The following is a 25,163-nucleotide window of genomic DNA, read 5'->3' on the forward strand; positions in this document are numbered from 1 at the left end:
GACGCGCCGGTATGGATCTGATTGCCATGCCGGCCAACCCGATTCAGCCAACGGATGGCTGATTCACTGACATGGAGTCAAATCTTATGCGAAATAAACCCAAAGCCCCTCAACGCTCCCCAGTGGTCGATACGGCCCAACCGTCGCTCACCCGCCCGAACTCGCCCGAAGTCGCGGGGGACAATCTGGATTTCGGGCTACCTCCCCGCGTCAGGCCCCACGGATCGGTTGATTTGAACGTGTCGTCAGAGGTGAAAACCGGCAATCCCACGCCTGGAACCTCGCCCACACAGGTCCACCTGTCGGTTACGCAAAGGGATGACCTCGCCCCGACGCCACCCACTATCAGCCAATCTGCGCTGCAGGACTATGTCCAGCACCCGCCGGCCAATCTCGCCGTCGATCACGATGCCGCTGGTTTGAGACTCTTCAAGGGCAAGCCGTTTGCCGACGTTGTCGGCGATAACGCGCAAAGCGACATCAAGACCGTGATGGTAGGGTTCGATGACAAAATGAAAGCCTACCGGGCCCAGTTGCCCAGTAAGCGAACCCCCTGCGGACCACCGCTTTATCGCATCGGCGAGAGCAACACCTGGACCTTGCAAAAACCGGTTGATTACTACAATACCGAACGGCTCGCGTTCTCCCATCTACCGGATGCCCAAGGCTACTACGCCGTTTCCTTTCGCGATTTTTTTGACCCGAACAAAATGCATAAGGGTTACGGCTTCGCCCTTCGCGATGAGCATGACAATTGGTTCAAGGTCGATCCGCTCGAAGCTCGGGGAGAGGCGTCCATACCCTTGAAATTTGAACACTTGACCGATGGCGACATCTGGAACATGTATCGCCTGCGAGGTACAGAAACACTGGTCTTTCGGGACGAAGCGCAAGCCATCGGCAGAGTGCCTGACTGGGTCCGACGCGTTCAGGAGCCAGACACTTTCAAATACGTGACAGGTTCATTGCGATTGCTCTATCCGCAAAAGTCCGCCGTAGAATGCGAGCGACTGCTCAGAAGCTACAACCTGAGCGTCACTCAACAGGCTCGTCTGAGGAAGGATCTGGACATCGGCCCTATTCCCGAATGGGCAGAACAGCACAAGCGACTGACCAACAGCGATGATGATCAGCGATTCGAGCAGATCGCGCAGGAACTTGACCCCTTCATTGTCAGATTGAGAACCGAAGGCGGACTTTCTTCCAGCGATTTACCCGACGTCGGGCAGCGCTATGAAGCCCAATTCCTGAACGGGTACTTAAAGCGTGCAGGCTATAAACAAAACCGGCACGGCTTCCTGTACCGAACCGACATCCCTGCCATGTTCCGGGCCGATCTGCGCACCCCTTTTGAACTGGCGCGGGACAAACGCCTGGTGAGATTGAAGGGCAACCCCTCCGACTCCACGACCCGATGGGCTTTTAGCGCGACATTCGGCCTGGCCAATGGGTTGACCTACATGGGCTTTGGTTACTACTCCAACCCCCGGAATTACAACAGCCAGGCCAACCGGTATCCAGGACATATCAGTTCTGACAGCGATTCACCGAGCGACTATCGATTTGAATCGGCGGGGGAATCCGACACGTCGTTTGAAATGGACTACTCGCGTGACTATCGATTGCTGCGGCGCAAACAGACACTTGGCTTCCTTTATGTCATCGACACCCGCGGCATCGAGGTGGTGCCCGGAGCGGAAAACGTTTACCTGAACAACAAGGATTTTGAAGCGGATAACATGGAAGGCCGGATATCAATGCCTACGAGGGGTATCAGCGCAGAGAGGATCTGGCTGGTGCACTCGAATCGGAACAAGGCCGCAAGGGTTGAAGATGTCTTGCGACAGGCCGGTGATGACGCCAAGGCTATCGAGAAAGCCACGTGGGACGGAACCGACGGCAACTCAGTGTGGTTTTCGGGCGAAACACCTTATGACCGCTTGATCAATCGAGTTGCCGATTCCGGCGGCGTGATCCTGCATTTGCCGAAAGGCGAAGTCACGCTCTCCGGCGACGTTGTCTGGCCCGTTCCCGAGCATTTCAGGCCTTGACCGTCTAGCGGCCCCAAACACCCAAGCGCCAGCGATCTCTGTTGTGACTGGCGCTGCTTTCACGCAAAAGAACGATACAAACCCGACAGCCTACGGACAGGCTGTTTTATCCAAAAAGGAGTTTTATTGCATGCGACCCAAACCGGGCTCACGACCAAATTCAAAGATGGATACACCCGGCCCCTCCGCCCCCCGCCCAATCACACCTGACAACAGACCAAACGATTCGGTTTTCCACCCGCCCGGTCGACTCAGCCCGGGCAGCTCGAACACGATTTCGGCTGGAGTGAGCGCCGACAGCCCGATCGCAGGAACAGCGCACCAAGGGGCCACCGTCACCGTCACGCCGATGCCCGATCTCGTTGCGCCCCGGCCTGCTGTCACGACCTCTCCCCTGGAACCCTACGTACTGAACGTCGGGAACCATCTACCCGCGCCGGCTGCAGACGGACTGAGAGCCTACAATGGCAGACAATTTGCGGACGTCACCAGCGATGATCCAGACACGGCCATCCAGACGGTGATGGTGATGTACCACGCCCCCATGAAAGCCTATCGGGCAAAGTCGCTGAGCAAGCGTGATCTTTGGGGGCCACCGCTTTACCGAATAGCCGACAGCAATGCCTGGAGCCTGAAAAAACCGAGCGAGTACTTTGATATCCGTCAGCACACCATTTCCCAGCTTCCAGATCACGATGGCTACTATTCGGTTCGCCGGCACAGTGAGGCTGATCCCAATCTTTTTTATCCGGGAACCGGTTACGCCTTCAGGGATGAAAAACAAAGGTGGGTCAAGGTCGACCCGCGTGAAGCTCGGGGCGACCGTTCTGTAACCGTGAAACTTGAGCAATGGACCGACGGCGATATCTGGCGCATGTATCGCTTGCAGGGTGCAGAGGCGTGGGTGTTTCGTAATGAGGCGCAAGTCAGCGGCACGGCGCCTGATTGGGCCCGCCGCTTCAAGGGCGTGAAAGCGCACGACTATCTGATTGATTCACTGGGATGGCTTTATCCACAAATGTCTGCCAGTGAACGTGCGCAATGGCTGCGCAGCTACAACTTGACCGTGGCACAGCAGATCCGCTTGCGTCAGGAGCTGGAAAGCGGACCGTTTCCCGAATGGGCGGAACAACACAAACGATTGACTCAAAACAAGGATGACAACCAGCGGTTTAATCTGATCGCACAAGAATTGGAGCCTTACCTTCTCAAGTTGAGAAATCATGGCTTTGAGTATGTGAAGGAGCTACCTCCCGCACAGCAACGATATGAAGCCGAGTTTCTGAAAAACTACACGGACCATGCGGGGTATCAGCGCAATGTGCATCTCGCTTTGTATCGAACCGACATCCCTGCCATGTTCCGGGGCGACCACCGCACGCCTTTCGAGTTGGCACGGGATAAACGCATGGTCAGGCTCAAGGGCAATCCCTCTGGCATTACCACCAAGTGGGCCTTGAGTGCGACATTCAGTCTGGGCAAGGCCCTGTGGTACAAAAGCGAGTTGGGCGGATACTCCCACCCCCTGCATTACAACTCCCAGGCCAATCGGTATCCGGGCAAGATTTCCGATGGCGATATCTCACCCGGTAGTCGCGATGGTTCAGATGCAGAATCTGACACCTCGTTTGAACTGGATTACTCCAAAGACTACCCACTGGTTCGGCGCCAGCAGACCCAAGGCTTCCTTTATGTCATCGATACCCGCGGCATCGAAGTCGTACCCGGCGCGGAAAACCTCTACCTGAACGATCTGGATTTTGAAGCCGATCCGACAGAGGGGCGCCTGTCGATGCCGACACGGGGCATCAGTGCCCAGCGGCTCTGGCTGGTGAACTCGCAACTGACCCGTGCAGCGTGCGTCGAGGATGTATTCAAATGTGCCGGCGGCAGTGTCAGCGCTATCGAGAAAGCAACCTGGAACGGAACGCTCACTTACAGCGAGCAAGGCACCACGATTTATGACGCACTGATAGACCGAGTAGGCGCCGATGGCGCGAAGGTACTGTTCTTGCCGAAAGGACGCGACACATTTGCAGGTGACATCACCTGGCCGACACCCGAGCATGAAAGACCTTGAACTGAAGCCAGCGGTTTGACCGAATGAATCGCGCCATACTTCTAATCGAGGCATGGCGCTTTTTATCAGGTAACGGCTGAAAGCTTTTCAACAACTTTAATTACAAACACAGCAGAACTGTAATTAAAAGCATCGTGTTTCGACAGGTTGGGATTGACATTCAGGAACGTGCTCATGCCCTTGACCACATTGCAATACAAAGGCCTGTTATTCGACTCACTGACCAAACCAATATAGGCCGCCCCGAATTCGATATCGCTAAAAGTAGTGCTCGACACCCCAAGCTTATTGATCGAAAAATAATCCGTTTTATCAGCCGTGCTGGCCAATAGATTATGTGTTTTGTTTTCGAAGGCTAATCTGGCGTTATCAAACATGCCGCGCTGCACGACGTGGATCGCGTACCGGTCGCCCTGCGCAACGAACTTCAACAGTAAAGGTTCGTCGTGTTCGTGATCAGCAAGGGTGAGTAAACTGGCAACACGAGAATCTGCCAGATTAACTTCGGCATCCAGTTGCTCGCGTTTGGTAAGACGCGGACTGCGCAGACGCTGTTGGAGGCGCTGTTGATTGAGCACTACTGGCAGACCGTCAAGGTACAGGTTTGCAGTAAATGTGATGTCGGTGTTTATCGATACAGTCATAAAATTTCCATCCATGGAGGCCTGGCGCCGTAATCGTCAGGGTGCCAGGCCATCTGAAAAAACAGTCAGGCGGTCGCCGCTGCCACTATGGTTTTCGCGGTTGCAGACATACGCGGAACTTCGCTGACAGGAATTTTTTCAGATTTACGCTTACGCCGCGCAACCACCATCAAATCGGCATAGACGCAGGCCGCTTCAATCACATTGGCAACGTTATGATCAGCCCCGGCATGTTTCAAAATATACTTGCCAGCGATGTCATCCCAAAACGCCCACTCATCTTCATATACCGTCATGACGTCTTCCTTATTATTGTTCATATCACCCGCTTCCTGCGGGGAACTTGAACTTAAGATAAAGACAGAAGCAAAACAATACTGGCAGGCATTGTGAGTTGATTCAAAGTACAACTAGGCGAACAACTCTCCCTGTAATTCATCGAGCAACGCCTGGATGGCATCCAGTCGTTGTTGTGGATCATCAAGTTGCAGCAGATCGATCTTGTCTTCTTCGGCGAACGGCAGCAGATACGCCAACTGATTGGCGAGCGACTGCTGACCCGGCGCCTCAGTGCCCATGTTCAACGCCTCGACCATCGGGTGCTCGGCCAAAGCCTTGAGCAAGGCAACCAGGTCGGCGTCCTCGTCCTGCAACGGTTGCTCGGGATCGTCGTCCAGCCACTCAACGTCGGCGAGGATCAACTGATCGCGCTGCACGTCGGTGCGCAGCACATTGAAACGCCGTCCACCCTGTACACGAATGCCCAACAGCCCATTGTCCTGCTGCTGGAAATCGGTGATCCGCGCCTCGCACCCGACCAAGGCAAAACCTTGCGGCGCAACGCCGACTTCATGGCCGTCGAGGATGCACACCACACCAAAGCCACCGCCCTGTTTCATGCAGCGACCGATCATGTCCAGGTAGCGCGCCTCGAAGATCTGCAAGTCGAGGTTGCAGCCGGGAAACAGCACTGTGTTCAGCGGGAAAAGCGGCAGACTCATAGACATTTCCTTACACCACCATCGACACCGCCAACGGCAGGAACACCGCCGTGGCCACGCCCATCAGACTCATCGCCAGCGCCGCGAAGGCGCCGCACTCATCACTTTCCTGCAACGCCACCGAAGTGCCGACCGCATGCGCGGTCATGCCCAGCGCCATACCGCGCGCCTCGGGGCTATGCACGCCTAGCCGGGTCAACAACGCCGGGCCGAAGATCGCGCCGATCACGCCGGTGATCAACACAAACACCGCCGCCAATGCTGCGACACCGCCGATCTGCTCGGCCACCAGCATGGCGATCGGCGAAGTCACCGACTTGGGCGCCATGGTCATCAGGATCATGTGATCGGCGCCGAACCACCAGCCCAGCAAGACGCCCATCCCCGTGGCAACCACCCCGCCTATCACCAGCGTAGTAAAAATCGGCCAGAACAATTGGCGGATGCGTTTGAGGTTCAGATACAACGGCACCGCCAACGCCACCGTCGCCGGCCCCAGCAGAATGCTGAGGATCTCGGTGCTCTTGCGGTATTCGGCGTACGTCAGGCCACAGCCCACCAGCACACCGATCACCAACAGCATGGAGACCAGCACCGGTTGCAAAAAGATCCAGCGGGTTTTCTCGAACGCCGCCAGCACGAGTTGATAGGCACCCAGGGTGATGCCGATGCCGAACAGCGGATGGTGGATCACGGAGTCCCAGGCACCTTGCCAGTCGAAAAGCATCAGGACTCCTCCGAGCGGTGCGTGTGACGCCTGACCATGCGCTGCATCAGCATTCCGGCGAAGGCCATCGACAGAATCAACGACACCACCAGTGCGCCGACAATCGCCCAGAAGTCGGCGGCAATCGCCGCGGCGTAAACCATCACGCCCACTGCCGGTGGCACCAGCAGCAACGGCAGATAACGCAGCAGGCTCGCGGCCGCGAGATTCAGCGGTTCGTCGACCTCACCACGCATGATCAGGAACACCAGCAACAGCAGCAGGCCGATGATCGGCCCCGGCAGCACCGGCAACAGCAAGTGATTGAGCGCCGTGCCGAGCAATTGAAACAGCACCAGCAGGGTCAGGCCACGTAGCAACATCCGACATCTCCGTCTTACTTTCCGCCCAGCAGGGGCTCGGCATTATAAGCACGCCTGCGCTATGGATCGGCATTCGCCAAAAGCATGGTCAGTTGACCTGAGCAAATCGCCATGATGATCTACAGTGGTTCGCAGGGCGGTCAAATCCCCCACCTGAAAAACTATAAAACCGATGAACCCAAGGAGAGTCTCAATGCCCTATGTTCCAGTTGCAGAGCTCAAAGATTATGTCGGCAAGGAACTCGGACGTTCCGAATGGCTCACCATCGATCAGGAGCGCATCAACCTGTTCGCCGAAGCCACCGGGGATTATCAGTTCATTCACGTCGACCCGGTCAAAGCCGCGCAAACGCCATTTGGCAGCACCATTGCCCACGGTTTCCTGTCGTTGTCGCTGATCCCGAAATTGATGGAAGACATCCTCGTGCTGCCGCAAGGCGTGAAGATGGTGGTCAACTATGGCCTCGACAGCGTGCGTTTCATCCAGCCAGTGAAGGTCAATTCCAAAGTTCGCCTGAAGGTCGACCTGGGCGAAGTGACCGAGAAAAAACCCGGCCAATGGCTGCTCAAAGCCACAGCGACACTGGAGATAGAAGGCTCGGACAAACCGGCCTACATCGCCGAGCCCCTGTCGCTCTGCTTCGTTTAAGCGCCGGGATGCGAAGCAGCGCACGCTGTTTCGCATCCACTGTCTTAGCGGCGGCTGTATAAGGTCACATAGCTGCGGCATACTCGGTCGCCTAATTGCCCGGATCCCGCTATGCGCTCACTCGCCACTCTTGCCCCCCTAGCCTTGACCCTGTTGCTTGCCGCTTGCGGCGACGGCGAATCGCTGTTGCCTCCTGATGCACGCCTGCCGGATGGCGGACGCTATCGCGGCGAACTGGTCGACGGTTTGTTGCAAGGCCAGGGGCGCGTCGACTACCCCAACGGCAGTTGGTACGCCGGGCAGTTCGACAAGGGGCAGTGGCACGGGCAGGGCGAATGGCATGGCAGCAATGGCGAGGTCTATCGCGGCCAGTTCCAGCAAGGTCTGTTCGACGGCCAGGGCAGCCTGACCACCAACGCCAGCAGTTACACCGGCGGTTTCAAGCAGGGCCGACGGGACGGCGAAGGCACCCTGAAAGAAAACGCCATGACCTACCGTGGCGAGTTCAAGGCTGATCAATATTCCGGGCTCGGCCGTCTCGAAATGGACGATGGCAGTTCCTATCAAGGCCAGTTCGCCCACGGCAAACCCAACGGCGAAGGCCAGCGTGGCGACTCCAGCGGCAACTCGTTCACCGGCCATTTCGTCAATGGTCAACTGGAAGGCAACGGCACCTTCAACAGCGCTGACGGTGACGTCTACGTCGGTGGTTTCAAGAACAACCAGTTGCACGGCAAGGGCCGCTACGAAAACGCCGACGGCGACGTTTGGCTCGGACAGTTCAAGGAAGGCGCGCTGACCGGCAAGGGTGAACTGATCGGCGCCGACGGCAGCCACTACGTGGGCGAATTCAACGACTGGCGCTTCAGCGGTCAGGGACGCTTGAATCTGTCTGACGGCAGCTTCTACATCGGTGGTTTCGACAGCGACAGTTACTCCGGACGCGGCACCCTGGTGCTGACCGATGGCAGCGTGATGAGCGGCACCTGGGTCAATGGCCAGCGAGTGCGCGATGCCGACGGCAAGTTGCTGCCCGACATCCTCGAACTCGGCTTGCTGGCCCAGGGCCGCTTGCTTGATGACGCCCTGGCGGCCATCCCGGCCTCAACCCCAGCGGTTGAGCTGTACACCCTGACCTTGGGCGGCGATGGCAAGCAGAGCGTGTTCCTGCGCGAATCCGACTACGTCGCCAACATGCTCAAAACGCGGTTTGGGGCTTATGGCCAGATCCGTCTGGTCAACCACCGCGACCACCTCGCCGACCGACCGATGGCCACTCGCGAGAATCTGCGCCGCGCCGCGCAAACCCTCGCCGAACGCAGCGGCCCGGAAGACCTGCTGTTTATCTACCTGACCAGCCACGGCACCGCCGAACACGAACTGGTACTCGACCAGCCGCGCATGGAACTGGCCGACCTGCCTGCCGACGAACTCGCCGCCGTGCTGGCACCGCTGAAAAACCGCGACAAGATCATCGTGATCTCAGCGTGCTACTCCGGCGGCTTCATCCCGGCCCTCAAAGACGAACGCACGCTGATCATGACGGCTTCGCGCGCCGATCGCGTGTCCTTTGGCTGCTCCGAAGAAGCCAACTTCACCTACTTCGGCGATGCACTGTTCGCCCAGGCGCTGAACCAGACCGACGATCTCGAACACGCCTTCAAACTGGCCAAAGCCACCGTCGCCGAGCGTGAACTGGCGGACAATTTCGAAGCCTCGGAGCCGCAAATCTGGGCGCCGAAAACCGTGCTGTCACATTGGCAACTGCTGCGCAAACAGCAAGCCAGGAAAGCGTTGCAAAGTGCTGCATTGAACGACGCAGCGATAAAGAGCAACTAAGCTGAACAGTATCAAGGGAGAGACACTATGTACTTGACGCCTCAGCACGTATTGCTTGCCGGAGCCACCGGTTTGACCGGTGAACACCTGCTCGACCGTTTGCTCAACGAACCAACGATTTCTCGCGTGCTAGCCCCTTCCCGTCGGCCATTGGCGGAACACCCGCATCTGGAAAACCCGGTCGGCGACCCGCAGGTTTTTCTGCCGCAGCTCAGCGGCCGTGTCGACATCGCCTATTGCTGCCTCGGCACCACCATCAAACAGGCCGGCTCCGAAGCCGCCTTTCGTGCGGTCGACCTGGACATGGTGGTGGCGTTCGCCAAACGCGCACGGGAGATGGGCGCACGGCACCTGATCGTGATCAGCGCGCTGGGCGCCGATCCGAATTCATCGATTTTCTACAATCGGGTCAAAGGTGAAATGGAACAGGCATTGCGCGCACAGAACTGGCCGCAACTGACCATTTGCCGGCCATCGCTGCTGCTCGGTGAACGCACCGAACCGCGTCTGGGCGAGCAGCTTGCTGCGCCGTTTTCAAAATTGATCCCCGGTAAATACCGTGGCATCGAGGCCTGCCAACTGGCCCGCGCCATGTGGCGCCTGGCGCTGGAAGAACAGGATGGGGTGCGGGTGATTGAATCGGATGAGTTGCGCAAGCTCGGCAAGTAGTTTTGTGGTGTCTGGGCTGGCCTCTTCGCGAGCAAGCCCAGACACCACAGTAATCTTCAGCGAACACACACCTGGCGTAAGACTCAATCCCTGTGGGAGCGTGGCTTGCCCGTGCCCGCCAATGGAGTGCGAGCACTCCCCTACAATCCACCAGTTGCCTGAAATCCCACGCCAATCACCGTGAGCAACGACAACGGCAGTAACAGCGTATCGAGCAACGCACTCGCCGGCAGATCCACGCCCGGATAGCTCGGCGCCTCAGCCCCGAACCGATCCATCGCGCAACACCCGCCATTGATCGCATACAAATCCAGCCGCGTACCGGCATACACCACCGGCGCCCCCGGTTTGGCGGCATCGAGCGTGCGTGCCGTAGCGCAACCGGCCAGTTGCAGCGCCAGCACAACGATCAGCAGCTTATTCATCGCTGCTCAGATGATGCTCACCCCAACGCGGCAGCATGTCTTGGGGAATGCCCAGCAGATTGAGAATCCGCGCCACGACGAAGTCGATCAGGTCATCGATGGTCTGCGGCTGATGATAGAAACCCGGCGACGCCGGCAGGATGGTCACGCCCATGTTCGACAACTTGAGCATGTGCTCCAGATGAATGCTCGAATACGGCGCCTCACGCGGGACCAGAATCAACTGGCGGCGCTCCTTTAGCGTCACGTCGGCGGCGCGCTCGATCAGGTTGTTGCAGGCACCGGTGGCAATCGCCGACAGCGTGCCGGTGGAGCATGGCACGACGACCATCGCCGCAGGTGCACCGGAGCCTGAGGCCACTGGCGACATCCAGTCTTCCTTGCCATACACGCGGATCTGCCCGGCGGCCGCTCCGGTGTATTCGGTGAGGAATGCCTGCATCGTCTGCGGTTTGGGCGGCAGCGACACATCGGTTTCGGTAGCCATCACCAATTGCGCAGCCTTGGAGATCAGGAAGTGCACTTCACGATCTTCACGCACCAGACAATCGAGCAGGCGCAAACCGTACTGCGCGCCTGAAGCGCCGGTCATGGCCAGGGTGATGCGTTCGGGGCCATTGCTCTCCAAACGAGTGTTCATTGCAGCGCCTCGGCGAGTTTGCCGTGCAGGCCGCCGAAGCCGCCGTTGCTCATGATCACGACGTGAGTGCCGGGCTGAGCCTGGCTCTTCACACGTTCGATGATGCCTTCCAGTGAATCGCTGACAATCGACGGCACCGTGCATAACGCAGCGGTGGCGGCCAGATCCCAGCCGAGGTTGGCCGGGGCGTACCAGATCACCTGATCGGCATCGACCACGCTGTCCGGCAAACCGTCGCGGTGCGCGCCCAGCTTCATGGAGTTGGAACGCGGCTCGATGATCGCGATCAAGGGTGCATCGCCGATGCGCTTGCGCAAGCCGTCGAGGGTGGTGGCAATCGCGGTTGGATGGTGAGCGAAGTCGTCATAGATGGTGATGCCGCGCACCTCAGCGACTTTTTCCATCCGGCGTTTGACGTTCTTGAAGGCGCTCAGCCCGGCAATGCCCATCGACGGCACCACGCCAACATGACGCGCCGCTGCCAGCGCGGCCAGGGCATTGGCGACGTTGTGCTGACCGGTCAGCTCCCATTCGACGGTGCCTTGGGACACACCTTCGAACATGACTTCGAACGCCGAACCGTCGTCCTTCAGCAACTTGACCTGCCACTGCCCGCCGGCACCGGTGGTTTGCACCGGGGTCCAGCAACCCATCTCGATCACACGCTGCAAGGCAGGCTCGGTGGTCGGATGAATGACCAGGCCTTCACTCGGGATCGTGCGCACCAGATGGTGGAATTGCCGCTCGATCGCTGGCAGATCCGGGAAGATGTCCGCGTGATCGAACTCAAGATTATTGAGGATCGCGGTACGCGGGCGGTAGTGAACGAACTTCGAGCGTTTGTCGAAGAAGGCGCTGTCGTACTCGTCGGCCTCGATCACGAAGAACGGCGTACCGCCCAAACGTGCGGACACCGAGAAGTTCTGCGGCACGCCGCCGATGAGGAAACCCGGGCTCATGCCGGCGTGTTCCAGCACCCAGGCAAGCATGCTGCTGGTGGTGGTTTTGCCATGGGTACCGGCGACGGCCAGCACCCAGCGACCTTGCAGCACATGATCGGCCAGCCATTGCGGGCCGGACACATACGGCAAGCCTTTGTTCAGCACATATTCCACCGCCGGATTGCCGCGGGACATGGCGTTGCCGATCACCACCAGATCCGGTGCCGGATCGAGCTGGGCCGGGTCGTAGCCCTGAGTCAGCACAATGCCTTGGGCCTCAAGCTGCGTGCTCATCGGCGGATAGACGTTGGCGTCGGAGCCGGTCACATGATGGCCCAGCTCTTTGGCCAGAACCGCCATCGAGCCCATGAAAGTCCCGCAGATACCCAGAATATGAATGTGCATAGTCGACCTCGTAAAACATGGCCGCAGGTTAGCGTAGGGAGGGGGAAATCGCACCTTGTGTTTCGCGCCTTAGCGAGCAAGCCCGCGCCCACAATGTCAGCGCAGTCCTTGCGGGCGCGGGCTTGCTCGCCAATGGCGCGACCCGGTTTAGCGGGCGATAGCGTGTTTGCGCAGCTTTCTGTAAAGCGTATTGCGACTGACCCCAAGCTGTTGCGCCGTTTGTGTCATGTGCCACCGCGTCTGTTCCAGCGCGGCGAGCAAGGCCAAGCGTTCGGCATCTTCAAGGGGATGCTCGGCCGCACAAACCTCCACAGCCACCCTCGGTCGCACTTGTCGAAACATCGCCGGCAAATCCTCCAGCCCAACCCGCCCGTCATCACACAACGCCGCCAACGTGCGCAGCACATTGCGCAACTGCCGCACATTGCCCGGCCAGTTGAACGCCAGCAACGCCTCACGCGCCGGCGCTTCAATCAGGATTGGTTCGCCGCTTGCCTCTTCGGCCAGCAGAAAATCCAGCAATTGCGACTTGTCACTGCGATCACGCAATGCAGGCAGCGCCACTTCCAACCCATTGAGCCGGTAATACAGATCCTCACGAAAACTGCCGTCCTCGACCCGGCCCAGCAGATTGCGATGGGTCGCGCTGATGATCCTCACGTTGACCGCTTCGGGCTCACCGCCAATCGGCACCACCTGCCGATCTTCCAGCACCCGCAACAAGCGAGTCTGCAAGGCCAGCGGCATGTCGCCGATTTCATCAAGGAACAACGTACCGCCATCGGCCTGCTGCAACTTGCCGCGCATACCGTCCTTGCGGGCGCCGGTGAAGCTGCCGCCGCGATAGCCGAACAGTTCGCTCTCGATCAGGCTCTCGGGGATTGCCGCACAGTTGAGCGCGACAAACGCCCTGTTCGATCGTTGACTGGCCTGATGCACAGCCTTTGCGAAAGCCTCTTTGCCGGAGCCGGTTTCACCGTTGATCAGCAGCGGTACATCGCGTTCGAACACGCGCAGGGCTTTACGAAAGTCCGCTTGCAGCGCCGCATCACCGAGGCAGATCCCCGACAGACGCGCAGGCTCGGGTTTGATGGAGGCCGGGATGATCGGCAGCGGCTTGCGCGACTCGCCACGCAACACGGCAAACAGATGTCGCCCGTCGCGGGTGCGCAGCGGCCAACTGGCGCTGGCATTGGCACTCGCGCGGCCCAGCAACTCATCCAGCGAACAGTCGAAAAACGCCTCGACCGGTTGGCCGAGCAGCCCACCGCGAATATGCCCCAGCAGGTTCAGCGCACTCTGGTTGACCGCACTGATCCGCCCTTCCCCGTCAAACGCCAGCAAGCCTTCGCTGAACAGGCCGACGGACTCGGCCTGCAAATGAAAACGCAACAACCATTGGTTATCGAAACAGCGCAGGAAGTAGCAACTCTCGATCATCTTCGCCGACAGATTGACCAGCGCCATGGTGTGGAACTGGCTCTGGCGCGAGACATCGTGGCGCGCCGAAGACACATCGAGCACCGCCAACAGTTCGCCGTGCGGGTCGAACACCGGGCTCGCCGAGCAGGTCAGGCCGGTGTGACGACCGCGAAAGTGTTCATCCTGATGGATGGTCAACGCCTGACGCTCGACCAGGCAAGTGCCGATGCCGTTGGTGCCTTCACAGGCTTCGCTCCAGTCAGCCCCGAGCCAGAGGCCGGCGCGCTCGAAAATCCTGCGCTCGGCGGGCGCGGTGACGCAGTTGAGGATCACCCCGCGCGCATCGGTCAGCAGCACCGCGTGGCCGGCGCCGGACAGTTGTTGATGCAGGCTGCTCATTTCATTGCCGGCGATCTGCAGAACCTGTTGCAGACGCTCGCGGCTTTCAAGCACGCGCCCGTGTTCGAGCACGGTGGGCGCCATGGCCAGGGCCGGGTCGAGGTGATAGTCCTCAAGACAACGCAGCCAAGAGCGGGCAATCGACGGATCGGCACCGGGCCCGTGCAGGTGCGGTTTGCCCTGGGTGGCCGTGAGAACCTGCTGGGCATGGCGACTCAAATGGTTGTCGTGCATTTCTTATTGTTCTCCCCGAGGCTCGACGGCCCAATGCTTGAGGTGACGCCCAGCATCCTCCAGCCACCGGCGCATTGCAATGCTGGCGAGACTGTCCGGTCACAGGCTGTGCCAAGAACGGTACAAACTGTCACCCCCGCTGTACCGAAACCGTCACAGGCGCGCTCCGCCCGTCCGACAAAAACCACCCAAGGCCTTGATTTACCTGACCTGCACGGCAGTGGCCCAACCTTTGCTCTACGCTTATAGCAAGCGCACTTGCGCGTTTCTCTAATAAGTACAAAGCCAAGGAGAACATCATCATGCGTTACGCTCACCCCGGTACTGAAGGCGCCAAAGTCTCGTTCAAGAGCAAGTACGGTAACTACATCGGCGGCGAGTTCGTCGCGCCTGTCAAAGGTCAGTACTTCACCAACACCTCGCCAGTCAATGGCCAACCGATTGCCGAATTCCCGCGCTCCACTGCCGAAGATATCGACAAGGCACTGGACGCTGCCCACGCCGCCGCCGATGCGTGGGGCGCGACCTCCGTGCAGGCGCGCTCGCTGATCCTGCTGAAAATCGCCGACCGCATCGAACAGAACCTCGAACTGCTGGCGATCACCGAAACCTGGGACAACGGCAAAGCCATCCGCGAAACCCTCAACGCCGACATTCCGCTGGCCGCCGACCATTTCCGTTACTTCGCTGGCTGCCTGCGTGCCCAGGAAGGCAGCGCTGCCGAAATCGACGGCAACACCGTGGCGTATCACATTCATGAACCGCTGGGCGTGGTCGGTCAGATCATCCCGTGGAACTTCCCGCTGCTGATGGCCGCGTGGAAACTCGCCCCGGCGCTGGCCGCCGGCAACTGCGTGGTGCTCAAACCGGCCGAGCAAACGCCACTGGGCATCTGTGTACTGATGGAAGTGATCGGCGACCTGCTGCCACCGGGCGTACTCAACGTGGTGCAAGGCTTCGGCAAAGAAGCCGGCGAAGCCCTCGCCACCAGCAAACGCATCGCCAAGATCGCCTTCACCGGTTCGACCCCGGTCGGCTCGCACATCATGAAGTGCGCCGCCGAGAACATCATTCCGTCCACCGTCGAACTGGGTGGCAAGTCGCCGAACATCTTCTTCGAAGACATCATGCAGGCCGAGCCGACCTTCATTGAGAAGGCCGCTGAAGGTCTGGTGCTGGCGTTCTTCAATCAGGGCGAAGTCTGCACCTGCCCGTCCCGTGCGCTGGTGCAGGAATCGATCTACGAAGAATTCATGAAAGTGGTGATGAAGAAGGTCCTGTCGATCAAACGTGGCGACCCGCTGGACACCGACACCATGGTCGGCGCCCAGGCGTCCGAGCAACAATTCGACAAGATCCTGTCGTACCTGGAAATCGCCAAGGGCGAAGGCGCCGAACTGCTGACGGGCGGCAAGGTGGAAAAACTCGAGGGCAATCTGTCGACCGGTTATTACATCCAGCCGACCCTGCTCAAGGGCACCAACAAAATGCGCGTGTTCCAGGAAGAAATCTTCGGCCCAGTGGTGAGCATCACCACGTTCAAGGACGAAGCCGAAGCCCTGGCCATCGCCAACGACACCGAGTTCGGCCTCGGTGCGGGCCTGTGGACCCGCGACATCAACCGCGCCTACCGCATGGGCCGGGCGATCAAGGCCGGTCGCGTGTGGACCAACTGCTACCACCTGTACCCGGCGCATGCCGCGTTCGGCGGGTACAAGAAGTCCGGCGTTGGCCGCGAAACCCACAAGATGATGCTCGACCACTATCAGCAGACCAAAAACCTGCTGGTGAGCTACGACATCAATCCGTTGGGCTTCTTCTAAAACCGGGGGCAACACAGAGGTTTGTGTTGCCCGTTCAATCGCCTTCGCGAGCAAGTCCGCTCCCACAGGGGACTTGCTTCGGCCCACATGGTTGGATTCGGCACAGATCCGATGTGGGAGCGGGATTGCTCGCGAAGGCGTCCTTAATGACACAACACACAAGGCCTGGCCGCTCTGGCACGGCCCTTGCGTACCCGTCATTCAGGATTTGCAGAAAAACTGCCGCTGCGTGAACAGCCTCCATCCACCCCAACCGCGACACCCGAAAGTCCAACAGATCAAACAATAAAAAGACAGCGAGGACTTATGACTACCACCACACAACTCAAACCCACACTCGGCACCCTGCACCTGTGGGGCATTGCCGTCGGCCTGGTGATTTCCGGCGAATACTTCGGCTGGAGTTACGGCTGGGGCACCGCAGGCACCTTGGGTTTTCTGGTCACGGCGCTGATGGTCGCGACCATGTACACCTGCTTCATCTTCAGTTTCACCGAATTGACCACCGCGATTCCCCACGCCGGCGGGCCGTTTGCCTACAGCCGTCGGGCGTTCGGCGAAAAAGGCGGATTGATCGCCGGCATCGCTACGCTGATCGAGTTCGTCTTCGCACCACCGGCCATTGCCATGGCCATCGGCGCCTATCTGAATGTGCAATACCCCGAGCTTGATCCGAAGATCGCTGCGGTCGGCGCCTATTTCGTGTTCATGACCCTGAACATTCTCGGCGTGAGCATCGCCGCGACCTTTGAGTTGGTGGTCACGGTGCTGGCCGTCGCCGAATTGCTGGTGTTCATGGGCGTGGTCGCGCCGGGCTTCAGTTTCAGCAATTTCGTGCTCAACGGGTGGTCGGGCGCCAACGAGTTCACCCTGGGTTCGATCCCCGGGATCTTTGCCGCGATACCGTTTGCGATCTGGTTCTTCCTCGCCATCGAAGGCGCGGCCATGGCGGCGGAGGAAGCCAAAGACCCGAAACGCACGATTCCCAAGGCTTATGTCAGCGGCATCCTGACCCTGGTGTTCCTCGCCATCGGCGTGATGGTGATGGCCGGTGGCGTTGGCGACTGGCGCCAACTGTCGAACATCAACGATCCGCTGCCGCAGGCCATGAAAGCGGTGGTCGGCAACAATTCGTCATGGATGCACATGCTGGTGTGGATCGGCCTGTTCGGTCTGGTGGCGAGTTTCCACGGCATCATTCTTGGCTACTCGCGCCAGTTCTTCGCCCTCGCCCGCGCCGGTTACCTGCCGAAAAGTCTGGCCAAACTCTCGCGGTTCCAGACGCCCCATCGCGCGATTCTGGCCGGTGGCGTGATCGGCATCGCGGCGATCTACAGCGACGGTCTGGTCAATCTGCAAGGCATGACGCTGACCGCGGCGATGATCACCATGTCGGTATTCGGCGCGATCGTGATGTACATCATCAGCATGCTCAGCCTGTTCAAACTGCGCCAAACCGAGCCGAACCTGGAACGCACCTTCCGCGCCCCGGGCTATCCGGTGGTGCCGGCCATCGCGCTGTTTCTGGCCGTGGTGTGCCTGGTGGCGATGGCGTGGTTCAACACGCTGATCGGCTGTGTGTTCCTTGGTTTCATGGTCATTGGGTATCTGTATTTCCAGTTGACCGCCAAGCAACGCGCCGACGCACCGACAGACGCTATGCTCGAAGGTATCTAGTTGCACCGGTACCGGGCCTTGCGCCCGGTGCCCGCCTTATTGAAGTGCATGGAGATCCCGCTCCCACAGGGGAACCGAGTTATCCACAGAATCAGGAGGACACCGCCCCATGGCCGCATTTGCCCATTGCGTCGGCGCCCAGACCTATCGCTTCGACAGCCTCAAGGACGTCATGGCCAAAGCCAGCCCGGCACGTTCCGGGGACTTTCTCGCCGGTGTCGCCGCGCTCAACGACGGTGAGCGCGTGGCCGCGCAAATGGCGCTGGCCGATATCCCGCTCACGCACTTTCTGCAAGAAGTGCTGATTCCCTATGAGTCCGATGAAGTCACCCGCCTGATCATCGACACCCATGACAAACAGGCCTTCGCCGTGGTCAGCCACCTCACCGTCGGCGGTTTTCGCGACTGGCTGCTCAGCGAGGCCGCCGATGAAACCAGCCTGCGTAATCTCGCGCCCGGCCTGACCCCGGAAATGGTCGCCGCCGTGTCGAAGATCATGCGCGTGCAGGACCTGGTGCTGGTGGCGCAGAAAATCCGCGTAGTGACCAAGTTTCGCGGCACCCTCGGCCTGCGCGGGCGCCTGTCAACTCGCCTGCAACCCAACCACCCGACCGACGAGCCGTCCGGCATTGCCGCGAGCATTCTCGACGGTCTGCTGTACGGCAACGGCGACGCGATGATCGGCATCAACCCGGCCACCGACAGCATCGCCTCGATCTGCGCGATGCTGGAAATGCTCGACGCGATCATCCAGCGCTACGACATCCCCACCCAGGCCTGCGTGCTGACCCACGTCACCACCTCCATCGAAGCGATCAACCGTGGCGTGCCGTTGGACCTGGTGTTCCAGTCGATCGCCGGCACCGAAGCGGCCAACGCCAGTTTCGGTATCAACCTGAATGTGTTGCAGGAAGGCTACGACGCCGGTTTGAGCCTGAACCGCGGCACCCTTGGGCAAAACCTGATGTATTTCGAAACCGGTCAGGGCAGCGCCCTGTCGGCCAACGCCCACCATGGCGTCGATCAACAGACCTGCGAGACCCGAGCCTACGCTGTGGCCCGCCATTTCAAGCCGTTTCTGGTGAACACCGTCGTAGGATTTATCGGCCCGGAATACCTCTACAACGGAAAACAGATCATTCGCGCCGGCCTCGAAGACCACTTCTGCGGCAAGTTGCTCGGCGTGCCGATGGGTTGCGACATCTGCTACACCAACCACGCCGAGGCCGATCAGGACGACATGGACACCCTGCTGACCCTCTTGGGTGTCGCCGGGATCAACTTCATCATGGGCATCCCCGGCTCCGACGACATCATGCTCAACTACCAGACCACCTCGTTCCACGACGCGCTCTACGCCCGCCAGACCCTGGGCCTGAAACCGGCGCCGGAATTCGAGCAATGGCTGGCGAACATGGGCATTTTCACTCAGGCGGACGGCAAGGTTCGCTTCGGCAACAACCTGCCGCCGGCCTTCCGCCAGGCCTTGGCGCAACTGGGATGAGTCTTATGGAAAAACCGCCCCTCGACCCGCAAAACCCATGGCTGGAACTGCGTCGCCTGACCCCCGCGCGGATCGCCCTCGGCCGCACCGGCACCAGTCTGCCGACCCGCGCACAACTGGATTTCCAGTTCGCCCATGCTCAGGCGCGGGATGCGGTGCACTTGCCGTTCGATCATGCCGGGCTCAGCGCCCAACTCAATGAGCGCGGGCGCCAGACGTTGCTGCTGCACAGCGCGGCGGTGGATCGCAACAGCTACCTGCAACGCCCCGATCTGGGGCGCAAGTTGAGTGATGACTCAGCCCAGGCTCTGCGCGACTACGCGGCGACCAATCCCGGCGGCGTGGATCTGGCGATTGTCGTCGCCGATGGTTTGTCGGCGCTGGCCGTGCATCGCCACACGCTGCCACTGCTGACCCGACTGGAAGAGCAAATGAGCGCCGATGGCTGGTCCGCCGCGCCGGTCATCCTCGTGGAACAGGGCCGCGTCGCGGTCGGCGATGAAATAGGTGAACGGCTGGGCGCAAAAATGCTGGTGATGCTGATTGGCGAACGCCCGGGCCTCAGTTCGCCCGACAGCCTGGGGGTGTATTTCACCTACAATCCAAAGATCGGGCTGACCGATGCCTACCGCAACTGCATTTCCAATGTGCGGCTTGAGGGCTTGAGCTACGGCATGGCGGCACATCGCTTGCTGTACCTGATGCGCGAAGCCTGCCGACGGCAACTGTCGGGGGTCAATCTGAAGGACGAAGCACAGGTTCAGACGCTGGAGTCGGACACCGGTGCGGACATGAAAGGAAACTTCCTACTCGGCCCGTCGACAACCTGAACCGATTCCGCATTGCGTTTCTGCGCCGGTATCAGGCAGGATCGACGCACGGCCGCCAGGGTTTCCCATCGCCGTCAGAGCAGTTGAAGACAGCCACTTGAAGACGAGACCTATCATGCGGATTATTCAAGCGACCCTCGAACACCTGGATTTACTGACTCCGATGTTCGTCACCTATCGTGAGTTCTACGGTTCACTGCCTTACCCGGATTCCTCCCGCGCGTTTCTCGAAAAACGCCTGCGCCGCAAGGAATCGGTGATTTATCTGGCCCTCGCCGACGATGACGACAAGAAGCTGATGGGCTTCTGTCAGCTCTATCCAAGTTTCTCTTCGTTGTCGCTCAAGCGCGTATGGATCCTCAACGACATCTATGTCGCCGAAGACGCCCGCCGCCAACTGGTCGCCGACAACCTGATCCGCACCGCGAAGAAAATGGCCAAGGAAACCCAGGCCGTGCGCATGCGCGTTTCCACCAGTGCCGATAACGAAGTGGCACAGAAAACCTACGAGTCCATCGGGTTCAAGGAAGACACCGAGTTCAAGAACTACGTGCTGCCAATCAGCGACGAACTCTGACCCAAAAAATCGCAGCCTTCGGCAGTTCTACAAAAGAACGCATTCCAATGTAGTCGCTACCGAAGGCTGTGATCCTGCAGGCCTTCTCCTCTCCCGTCGTCCCTGACAATTGTTCACACCCGGACATCCCTCGCTACAAAACCAACGCGCTTTTCACCTCTCAGACCGTATAATCCCGAGCTTTCCGGCTTGTAAGAAAAACTACACCTCGATGTAGGCTTACACGAAGTCATCCGCACAGGCCTGCAGAGTCGGGCCGCCACACAGGTGCCCCCATGGATTTCAACCCGCTCGACCTTATCCTGCATCTCGACGTTTACCTCGACTTGCTGGTGAACAACTATGGGCCCTGGATCTACGCCATTCTGTTTCTGGTGATTTTCTGTGAAACCGGTCTGGTGGTGATGCCCTTTCTGCCAGGCGATTCGCTGTTGTTCATCGCCGGTGCGGTAGCGGCAGGCGGTGGCATGGACCCAGTCCTGTTGGGCGGTCTGCTGATGCTGGCAGCGATCATGGGCGACAGCACCAATTACGTGATCGGACGAACAGTCGGCGAAAAACTGTTCAGTAACCCCAACTCGAAAATCTTCCGTCGCGACTACCTGCAACAGACCCACGACTTCTACGACAAGCACGGTGGCAAAACCGTGACCCTGGCGCGCTTCCTGCCCATCATTCGCACCTTCGCGCCATTCGTCGCCGGTGTGGCGAAGATGCCTTACCCGCGCTTCTTCGGCTTCAGTGTGTTCGGCACGGTGCTGTGGGTCGGTGGTCTGGTGACCTTGGGTTACTTCTTCGGCAACGTGCCATTCATCAAAAAAAACCTGTCGTTGCTGGTGCTCGGCATCATCCTGCTGTCGCTGGTACCGATGATCATTGGTGTGGTACGCAGCCGACTCGGCAGCGCCAAAGCCCAATCGCACTAAGCCGATGTGGTCACTGAGCGCCTGGCGTCGCCGGCGCATCCTGGCCAGGCACCCGATTGCCGACGACCTGTGGCAACGGGTGCGCCATCACCTGAGCTTTCTCGACGGCATCAGTGCAGCCCAAGACCAATGGCTGCGTGAAGCCTGCGTGCTGTTTCTCGAAGACAAACACCTGACCGCCCTGCCCGGTGTCGAATTGCATCAGGAACAACGCCTGCTGCTTGCGGCTCAGGCGCAATTGCCACTGCTCAATCTGGGCGATCTGAACTGGTACCAGGGTTTTCACGAGATCGTCCTCTATCCCGACGACTTCCTCAGCCCGCAGCGCCATCGCGATGCCAGCGGCGTCGAACATGAATGGGATGGCGAACACAGCGGCGAGGCCTGGCAACAGGGGCCGATCATCCTGGCCTGGCCGGGTGTAATGGCCAGTGGTGGCTGGGAAGGTTACAACCTGGTCATCCACGAACTGGCGCACAAACTCGACATGCTCAACGGCGATGCCAACGGCCTGCCGCCGCTGCACGCCGACATGCGCGTCAGCGACTGGGCCGAGGTCATGCAAAAGGCCTACGACGACCTCAACCGCCAACTGGACCGCAATCCGGACGCCGAAACCGCCATCGATCCCTACGCGGCCGAAAATCCTGCCGAGTTCTTCGCCGTCACCAGCGAATACTTCTTCAGCGCACCCGATCTGCTGCACAAGGCTTATCCACAGGTCTACTTGCAACTGAAGCTTTTCTACCGGCAGGATCCACTGGGCAGGCTGCGGCAACTTCAGGCCCAGGACCCGGTCTATCAGGCTCACGACTAAGGTCTGCACGACTTTCGGTGCGTGGCATCGGCGGCGGAATATGCCTATAATCGCCGCCACTTTTTGGTCAATCCGGCCAAGTGTTTTTGGTCAACTACGGGGGCAACGCCCAATGAGCTACAGCAAGATTCCGGCTGGCAAAGACCTGCCGAACGACATCTACGTCGCGATCGAGATCCCGGCCAACCACGCGCCGATCAAATACGAAATCGACAAAGACAGCGATTGCCTGTTCGTTGACCGTTTCATGGCCACCCCAATGTTCTACCCGGCCAACTACGGTTACATCCCGAACACCCTGGCTGACGACGGTGACCCCCTCGACGTGCTGGTTGTGACCCCTTACCCGGTTGCGCCAGGCTCGGTGATCCGCGCACGTCCAGTGGGCATCCTGAACATGACCGACGACGGCGGCGGCGATGCCAAAGTCATCGCAGTCCCACACGACAAGCTGTCCCAGCTGTACGTCGATGTGAAGGAATACACCGACCTGCCGCCACTGCTGATCCAGCAGATCGAGCACTTCTTCGCGAACTACAAAGATCTCGAAAAAGGCAAATGGGTCAAGATCGAAGGCTGGGCCGGTGCAGACGCCGCCCGCGAAGCGATCACCAAGTCGGTTGCTGCCTACAAAGGCTAAGCGCCTGCAACCTGCGTGATGCTTGAAGAAGACCCCGTTTGATACGGGGTTTTTTATGCGCGAGAACATCCTGCTTAAACGCAACGTTTAAAGCATACGTAACAAAGTTTTAACCTGTTTAATTTCCCACAAGATGGGCTTACATCCCGTCGCAAAATTCAGCCTTTTTTTGAACGCCAAGTTTATTCAAACCGCTCTAGCACGGCCGTAGACTCCGTGTTTATGAGAAAGAACACTAGCGGTCCAAGATTCAAGGCACTCCTGGAAGCAGCGAACATCACCACCACGGGATTCGCAAAGTTCTGGGGCACGGAAGCCCAAAATGTCCACAACTGGTACACCCGGGGCGTCCCGGCGTATCGCATGGAAGAAGTCTCACGCCTGCTGTCCGTTAACAGCGAATGGCTGAAGACCGGCGAAGGCATAAAGGAGTTGCCGAGCCTGACGCCGCCCGCCAGCAATGGCGACACCTTCGACGCCCATGCCATCCGCGGCGTCTACACCGTCATCGATCCCAACGACATCGATCTGGTGTTCTTCAAGGAAACGCCCCTCACCGACGGCTCCGGCAAAACCCACGTCATCCACGACACGGACCAATCCATCCGCCTGCTGCGCGCGCACCTCGATCAACTGGAAATCCGTCACTCCGACGCCATCTGCGCGCACATGATCGGCAACAGTATGGCCGACCGCATCGAAGACGGCTCCATCGTCGCCATCGACCGCGGCCTGACTCAAGTGGTGGATGGCGAGATCTACGCCATCGAACACGACGGCATGCTGCGCATCAAATACCTGCACCGCATGCCCGGCAACGGCCTGCGAATGCGCAGCCACAACAGCGCCGAATACCCGGACGAAGTGTTCCGCCCCGCGCAGATAGAAGAGCAACGGATTCATATACTGGGCTGGGTGTTCTGGTGGTCGACGCTGAGCAAGAGACGTCCGGTGGTGCCGTTTCTATGATCGGCCAGCACACACAAAACCCTGTGGGAGCGGGCTTGCCCGCGAAGAGGCGCTGAAAAACAGTTCAAATACCGGTTCTGTACTGCGTCAGTCGCTCTAAACCGCACTTCAGGCTGGGAATTCCCAACAAAACTCAGTATCCTGCGCCCCACATTCGCGCATCGCCCCGCTCCCGCGGCTCAGATGACGCCCGACGCGGCAGACCAACGTCTGACCAAGTCCCACAGCCGGACGCAGATCCGGATGTACGTTTTGAAGGCTGGCAAGGCTTACCAAAAATAGGCCAAGCCAGTCCCCGAGAAGCCGGCCACAAGCCGGCTTTTTAATGCCTAATGTCTCGTCCTGAATAAGGTTTACACCTTCTGGCTTCTTATCAGGAGGGTGCAATGGATACGGGCGCAAAACGTAGTCAGCGCGATTACACGCTGACTTTTAAATTGTCGGTTGTCGACCAAGTCGAAAAAGGCGAGTTGAGTTATAAAGAGGCTCAACGGCGCTACGGGATCCAGGGCCGGTCGACGGTGTTGGTTTGGTTACGCAAGCATGGTCGACAAGATTGGAGCCAAGGCGCCTCCATCCGTACCCAGAGGACTCGACCGATGGACGAGCCAACTTTGCCTCTGACCCCCGAGCAGAGAATCAAAGAGCTTGAGGAGCAATTGGCGCTGGCGAATCAGAAAGCCAAATTCTTCGAGGACGTAGTCGATGTTCTGAAGAACGACTACGGCGTATCTGTCGTAAAAAAGCGGCCCGGCAAGTCGTTGCGCAAACCCAAACCCTGAGTATCAGCAGGGCTTGCCAGTTTATGGGGATCAGTCGCCAAGCCTTTTACAAGCGTGATCGGGCCTATCGGGCCCGAGTCGATCAAGATCAACGCCTGATCAAGTTCGTGCAGGAAGTCCGTGTGCGCCA

General features: G+C 59.2%; 23 protein-coding genes and 1 pseudogene. 15 read left to right on the top strand and 9 right to left on the bottom strand.

The features are described 5' to 3' along the window. Positions 1-86 precede the first annotated feature (86 nt). A complete protein-coding gene (locus AACY11_RS03945; RefSeq protein WP_339464729.1) occupies positions 87-2,051 on the top strand; it encodes a hypothetical protein in 1,965 nt (654 codons plus the stop codon). A 286-nt stretch (positions 2,052-2,337) separates the two neighbouring features. After that, positions 2,338-4,131: a hypothetical protein gene (locus tag AACY11_RS03950; protein WP_339493914.1), complete on the top strand. Its 1,794-nt coding sequence runs from the start codon at positions 2,338-2,340 to the stop codon at positions 4,129-4,131. A 65-nt stretch (positions 4,132-4,196) separates the two neighbouring features. Here the strand turns inward: AACY11_RS03950 and AACY11_RS03955 are convergent, their stop codons facing one another. The 5 genes from AACY11_RS03955 to AACY11_RS03975 all read right to left on the bottom strand — a co-directional run bounded on the left by AACY11_RS03955 (position 4,197) and on the right by AACY11_RS03975 (position 6,865). After that, positions 4,197-4,775 carry a hypothetical protein gene (locus AACY11_RS03955; RefSeq protein ID WP_339431338.1) on the bottom strand — a complete coding sequence of 193 codons (579 nt, stop codon included), beginning with the start codon at positions 4,773-4,775 and terminating at the stop codon, positions 4,197-4,199. A 65-nt stretch (positions 4,776-4,840) separates the two neighbouring features. Beyond that, on the bottom strand, positions 4,841-5,095 hold the full coding sequence (locus tag AACY11_RS03960) for a hypothetical protein (RefSeq protein WP_339431337.1): 255 nt from the start codon (positions 5,093-5,095) through the stop codon (positions 4,841-4,843). Between the two features lie 90 nt (positions 5,096-5,185). Further along, a complete protein-coding gene (locus AACY11_RS03965; protein ID WP_339493916.1) occupies positions 5,186-5,776 on the bottom strand; it encodes an LON peptidase substrate-binding domain-containing protein in 591 nt (196 codons plus the stop codon). 10 nt (positions 5,777-5,786) lie between these two features. Then, positions 5,787-6,503, bottom strand: a complete 717-nt coding sequence (locus tag AACY11_RS03970) for an LrgB family protein (RefSeq protein WP_221730200.1) — start codon at positions 6,501-6,503, stop codon at positions 5,787-5,789. Next, positions 6,503-6,865, bottom strand: coding sequence for a CidA/LrgA family protein (locus AACY11_RS03975; protein ID WP_339431335.1), 363 nt, complete (start codon positions 6,863-6,865; stop codon positions 6,503-6,505). The genes AACY11_RS03970 and AACY11_RS03975 overlap by 1 nt, the downstream gene beginning before the upstream one ends. A 193-nt stretch (positions 6,866-7,058) precedes the next feature. On the opposite strand from AACY11_RS03975, the gene AACY11_RS03980 reads away from it, so the two are divergent. From AACY11_RS03980 to AACY11_RS03990, 3 genes are all read left to right on the top strand, one after another. After that, positions 7,059-7,514 (top strand): MaoC family dehydratase, encoded by a 456-nt coding sequence (locus AACY11_RS03980; protein ID WP_034153755.1) that lies wholly within the window; start codon positions 7,059-7,061, stop codon positions 7,512-7,514. 111 nt (positions 7,515-7,625) lie between these two features. After that, entirely contained in the window at positions 7,626-9,353 is a 1,728-nt protein-coding gene (locus tag AACY11_RS03985; RefSeq protein WP_339493918.1) for a C13 family peptidase, read from the top strand. A gap of 27 nt (positions 9,354-9,380) precedes the next feature. Continuing rightward, on the top strand, positions 9,381-10,022 hold the full coding sequence (locus AACY11_RS03990; protein WP_339431333.1) for an oxidoreductase: 642 nt from the start codon (positions 9,381-9,383) through the stop codon (positions 10,020-10,022). 140 nt (positions 10,023-10,162) lie between these two features. Here AACY11_RS03990 and AACY11_RS03995 read toward each other — a convergent pair whose 3' ends face one another. The 4 genes from AACY11_RS03995 to AACY11_RS04010 form a co-directional block, all read right to left on the bottom strand. Beyond that, the gene (locus AACY11_RS03995) at positions 10,163-10,447 is read right to left on the bottom strand and encodes a YceK/YidQ family lipoprotein (RefSeq protein ID WP_339431332.1); all 285 of its coding nucleotides are present in this window, start codon (positions 10,445-10,447) and stop codon (positions 10,163-10,165) included. Next, on the bottom strand, positions 10,440-11,087 hold the full coding sequence (gene ubiX / locus AACY11_RS04000; protein WP_221730205.1) for a flavin prenyltransferase UbiX: 648 nt from the start codon (positions 11,085-11,087) through the stop codon (positions 10,440-10,442). The genes AACY11_RS03995 and ubiX overlap by 8 nt, the downstream gene beginning before the upstream one ends. Further along, complete coding sequence (mpl, locus tag AACY11_RS04005; RefSeq protein ID WP_339493920.1) at positions 11,084-12,433, bottom strand: UDP-N-acetylmuramate:L-alanyl-gamma-D-glutamyl-meso-diaminopimelate ligase; 1,350 nt, start codon at positions 12,431-12,433, stop codon at positions 11,084-11,086. Before mpl ends, ubiX begins: the two co-directional genes overlap by 4 nt. Before the next feature lie 147 nt (positions 12,434-12,580). Further along, positions 12,581-14,488: a sigma-54-dependent Fis family transcriptional regulator gene (locus AACY11_RS04010; protein ID WP_339493921.1), complete on the bottom strand. Its 1,908-nt coding sequence runs from the start codon at positions 14,486-14,488 to the stop codon at positions 12,581-12,583. A 302-nt stretch (positions 14,489-14,790) separates the two neighbouring features. On the opposite strand from AACY11_RS04010, the gene exaC reads away from it, so the two are divergent. From exaC to AACY11_RS04060, 10 genes and pseudogenes are all read left to right on the top strand, one after another. Then, positions 14,791-16,311, top strand: coding sequence for an acetaldehyde dehydrogenase ExaC (gene exaC, locus AACY11_RS04015; protein WP_339464735.1), 1,521 nt, complete (start codon positions 14,791-14,793; stop codon positions 16,309-16,311). A gap of 306 nt (positions 16,312-16,617) precedes the next feature. Then, a complete protein-coding gene (eat, locus tag AACY11_RS04020) occupies positions 16,618-17,988 on the top strand; it encodes an ethanolamine permease (RefSeq protein ID WP_339464737.1) in 1,371 nt (456 codons plus the stop codon). 109 nt (positions 17,989-18,097) lie between these two features. Then, positions 18,098-19,492 (top strand): ethanolamine ammonia-lyase subunit EutB, encoded by a 1,395-nt coding sequence (locus tag AACY11_RS04025; RefSeq protein WP_339431327.1) that lies wholly within the window; start codon positions 18,098-18,100, stop codon positions 19,490-19,492. A gap of 5 nt (positions 19,493-19,497) precedes the next feature. Further along, complete coding sequence (gene eutC / locus AACY11_RS04030; protein WP_339493923.1) at positions 19,498-20,322, top strand: ethanolamine ammonia-lyase subunit EutC; 825 nt, start codon at positions 19,498-19,500, stop codon at positions 20,320-20,322. 115 nt (positions 20,323-20,437) lie between these two features. Beyond that, complete coding sequence (locus tag AACY11_RS04035; protein ID WP_221730212.1) at positions 20,438-20,899, top strand: GNAT family N-acetyltransferase; 462 nt, start codon at positions 20,438-20,440, stop codon at positions 20,897-20,899. 275 nt (positions 20,900-21,174) lie between these two features. Next, a complete protein-coding gene (locus tag AACY11_RS04040) occupies positions 21,175-21,825 on the top strand; it encodes a DedA family protein (RefSeq protein WP_339431325.1) in 651 nt (216 codons plus the stop codon). A gap of 4 nt (positions 21,826-21,829) precedes the next feature. Further along, the gene (locus AACY11_RS04045; RefSeq protein ID WP_339464740.1) at positions 21,830-22,642 is read left to right on the top strand and encodes a M90 family metallopeptidase; all 813 of its coding nucleotides are present in this window, start codon (positions 21,830-21,832) and stop codon (positions 22,640-22,642) included. Between the two features lie 112 nt (positions 22,643-22,754). Then, positions 22,755-23,282 (top strand): inorganic diphosphatase, encoded by a 528-nt coding sequence (ppa, locus tag AACY11_RS04050; RefSeq protein ID WP_003205933.1) that lies wholly within the window; start codon positions 22,755-22,757, stop codon positions 23,280-23,282. Between the two features lie 222 nt (positions 23,283-23,504). Then, positions 23,505-24,251 (top strand): S24 family peptidase, encoded by a 747-nt coding sequence (locus AACY11_RS04055; RefSeq protein WP_339493924.1) that lies wholly within the window; start codon positions 23,505-23,507, stop codon positions 24,249-24,251. 386 nt (positions 24,252-24,637) lie between these two features. Then, positions 24,638-25,163 (top strand): annotated as a pseudogene (locus AACY11_RS04060) (helix-turn-helix domain-containing protein); the annotation flags it as partial.

It is taken from the genome of Pseudomonas sp. RA_105y_Pfl2_P56 (assembly GCF_963970845.1).
In the GTDB taxonomy this organism is placed as follows: domain Bacteria; phylum Pseudomonadota; class Gammaproteobacteria; order Pseudomonadales; family Pseudomonadaceae; genus Aquipseudomonas; species Aquipseudomonas baetica_A.

Coding starts and splice junctions, on each gene's coding strand:
- AACY11_RS03980 (WP_034153755.1), top strand. CDS start 7,059: ATGCCCTATGTTCCAGTTGCAGAGCTCAAAGATTATGTCGGCAAGGAA.
- mpl (WP_339493920.1), bottom strand. CDS start 12,433: ATGCACATTCATATTCTGGGTATCTGCGGGACTTTCATGGGCTCGATG.
- eutC (WP_339493923.1), top strand. CDS start 19,498: ATGGAAAAACCGCCCCTCGACCCGCAAAACCCATGGCTGGAACTGCGT.
- ppa (WP_003205933.1), top strand. CDS start 22,755: ATGAGCTACAGCAAGATTCCGGCTGGCAAAGACCTGCCGAACGACATC.
- AACY11_RS04010 (WP_339493921.1), bottom strand. CDS start 14,488: ATGCACGACAACCATTTGAGTCGCCATGCCCAGCAGGTTCTCACGGCC.
- AACY11_RS03965 (WP_339493916.1), bottom strand. CDS start 5,776: ATGAGTCTGCCGCTTTTCCCGCTGAACACAGTGCTGTTTCCCGGCTGC.
- exaC (WP_339464735.1), top strand. CDS start 14,791: ATGCGTTACGCTCACCCCGGTACTGAAGGCGCCAAAGTCTCGTTCAAG.
- eat (WP_339464737.1), top strand. CDS start 16,618: ATGACTACCACCACACAACTCAAACCCACACTCGGCACCCTGCACCTG.
- AACY11_RS04025 (WP_339431327.1), top strand. CDS start 18,098: ATGGCCGCATTTGCCCATTGCGTCGGCGCCCAGACCTATCGCTTCGAC.
- AACY11_RS04045 (WP_339464740.1), top strand. CDS start 21,830: ATGTGGTCACTGAGCGCCTGGCGTCGCCGGCGCATCCTGGCCAGGCAC.
- AACY11_RS03995 (WP_339431332.1), bottom strand. CDS start 10,447: ATGAATAAGCTGCTGATCGTTGTGCTGGCGCTGCAACTGGCCGGTTGC.
- ubiX (WP_221730205.1), bottom strand. CDS start 11,087: ATGAACACTCGTTTGGAGAGCAATGGCCCCGAACGCATCACCCTGGCC.
- AACY11_RS03945 (WP_339464729.1), top strand. CDS start 87: ATGCGAAATAAACCCAAAGCCCCTCAACGCTCCCCAGTGGTCGATACG.
- AACY11_RS04040 (WP_339431325.1), top strand. CDS start 21,175: ATGGATTTCAACCCGCTCGACCTTATCCTGCATCTCGACGTTTACCTC.
- AACY11_RS03975 (WP_339431335.1), bottom strand. CDS start 6,865: ATGTTGCTACGTGGCCTGACCCTGCTGGTGCTGTTTCAATTGCTCGGC.
- AACY11_RS03970 (WP_221730200.1), bottom strand. CDS start 6,503: ATGCTTTTCGACTGGCAAGGTGCCTGGGACTCCGTGATCCACCATCCG.
- AACY11_RS03985 (WP_339493918.1), top strand. CDS start 7,626: ATGCGCTCACTCGCCACTCTTGCCCCCCTAGCCTTGACCCTGTTGCTT.
- AACY11_RS04055 (WP_339493924.1), top strand. CDS start 23,505: ATGAGAAAGAACACTAGCGGTCCAAGATTCAAGGCACTCCTGGAAGCA.
- AACY11_RS03960 (WP_339431337.1), bottom strand. CDS start 5,095: ATGAACAATAATAAGGAAGACGTCATGACGGTATATGAAGATGAGTGG.
- AACY11_RS03955 (WP_339431338.1), bottom strand. CDS start 4,775: ATGACTGTATCGATAAACACCGACATCACATTTACTGCAAACCTGTAC.
- AACY11_RS03990 (WP_339431333.1), top strand. CDS start 9,381: ATGTACTTGACGCCTCAGCACGTATTGCTTGCCGGAGCCACCGGTTTG.
- AACY11_RS04035 (WP_221730212.1), top strand. CDS start 20,438: ATGCGGATTATTCAAGCGACCCTCGAACACCTGGATTTACTGACTCCG.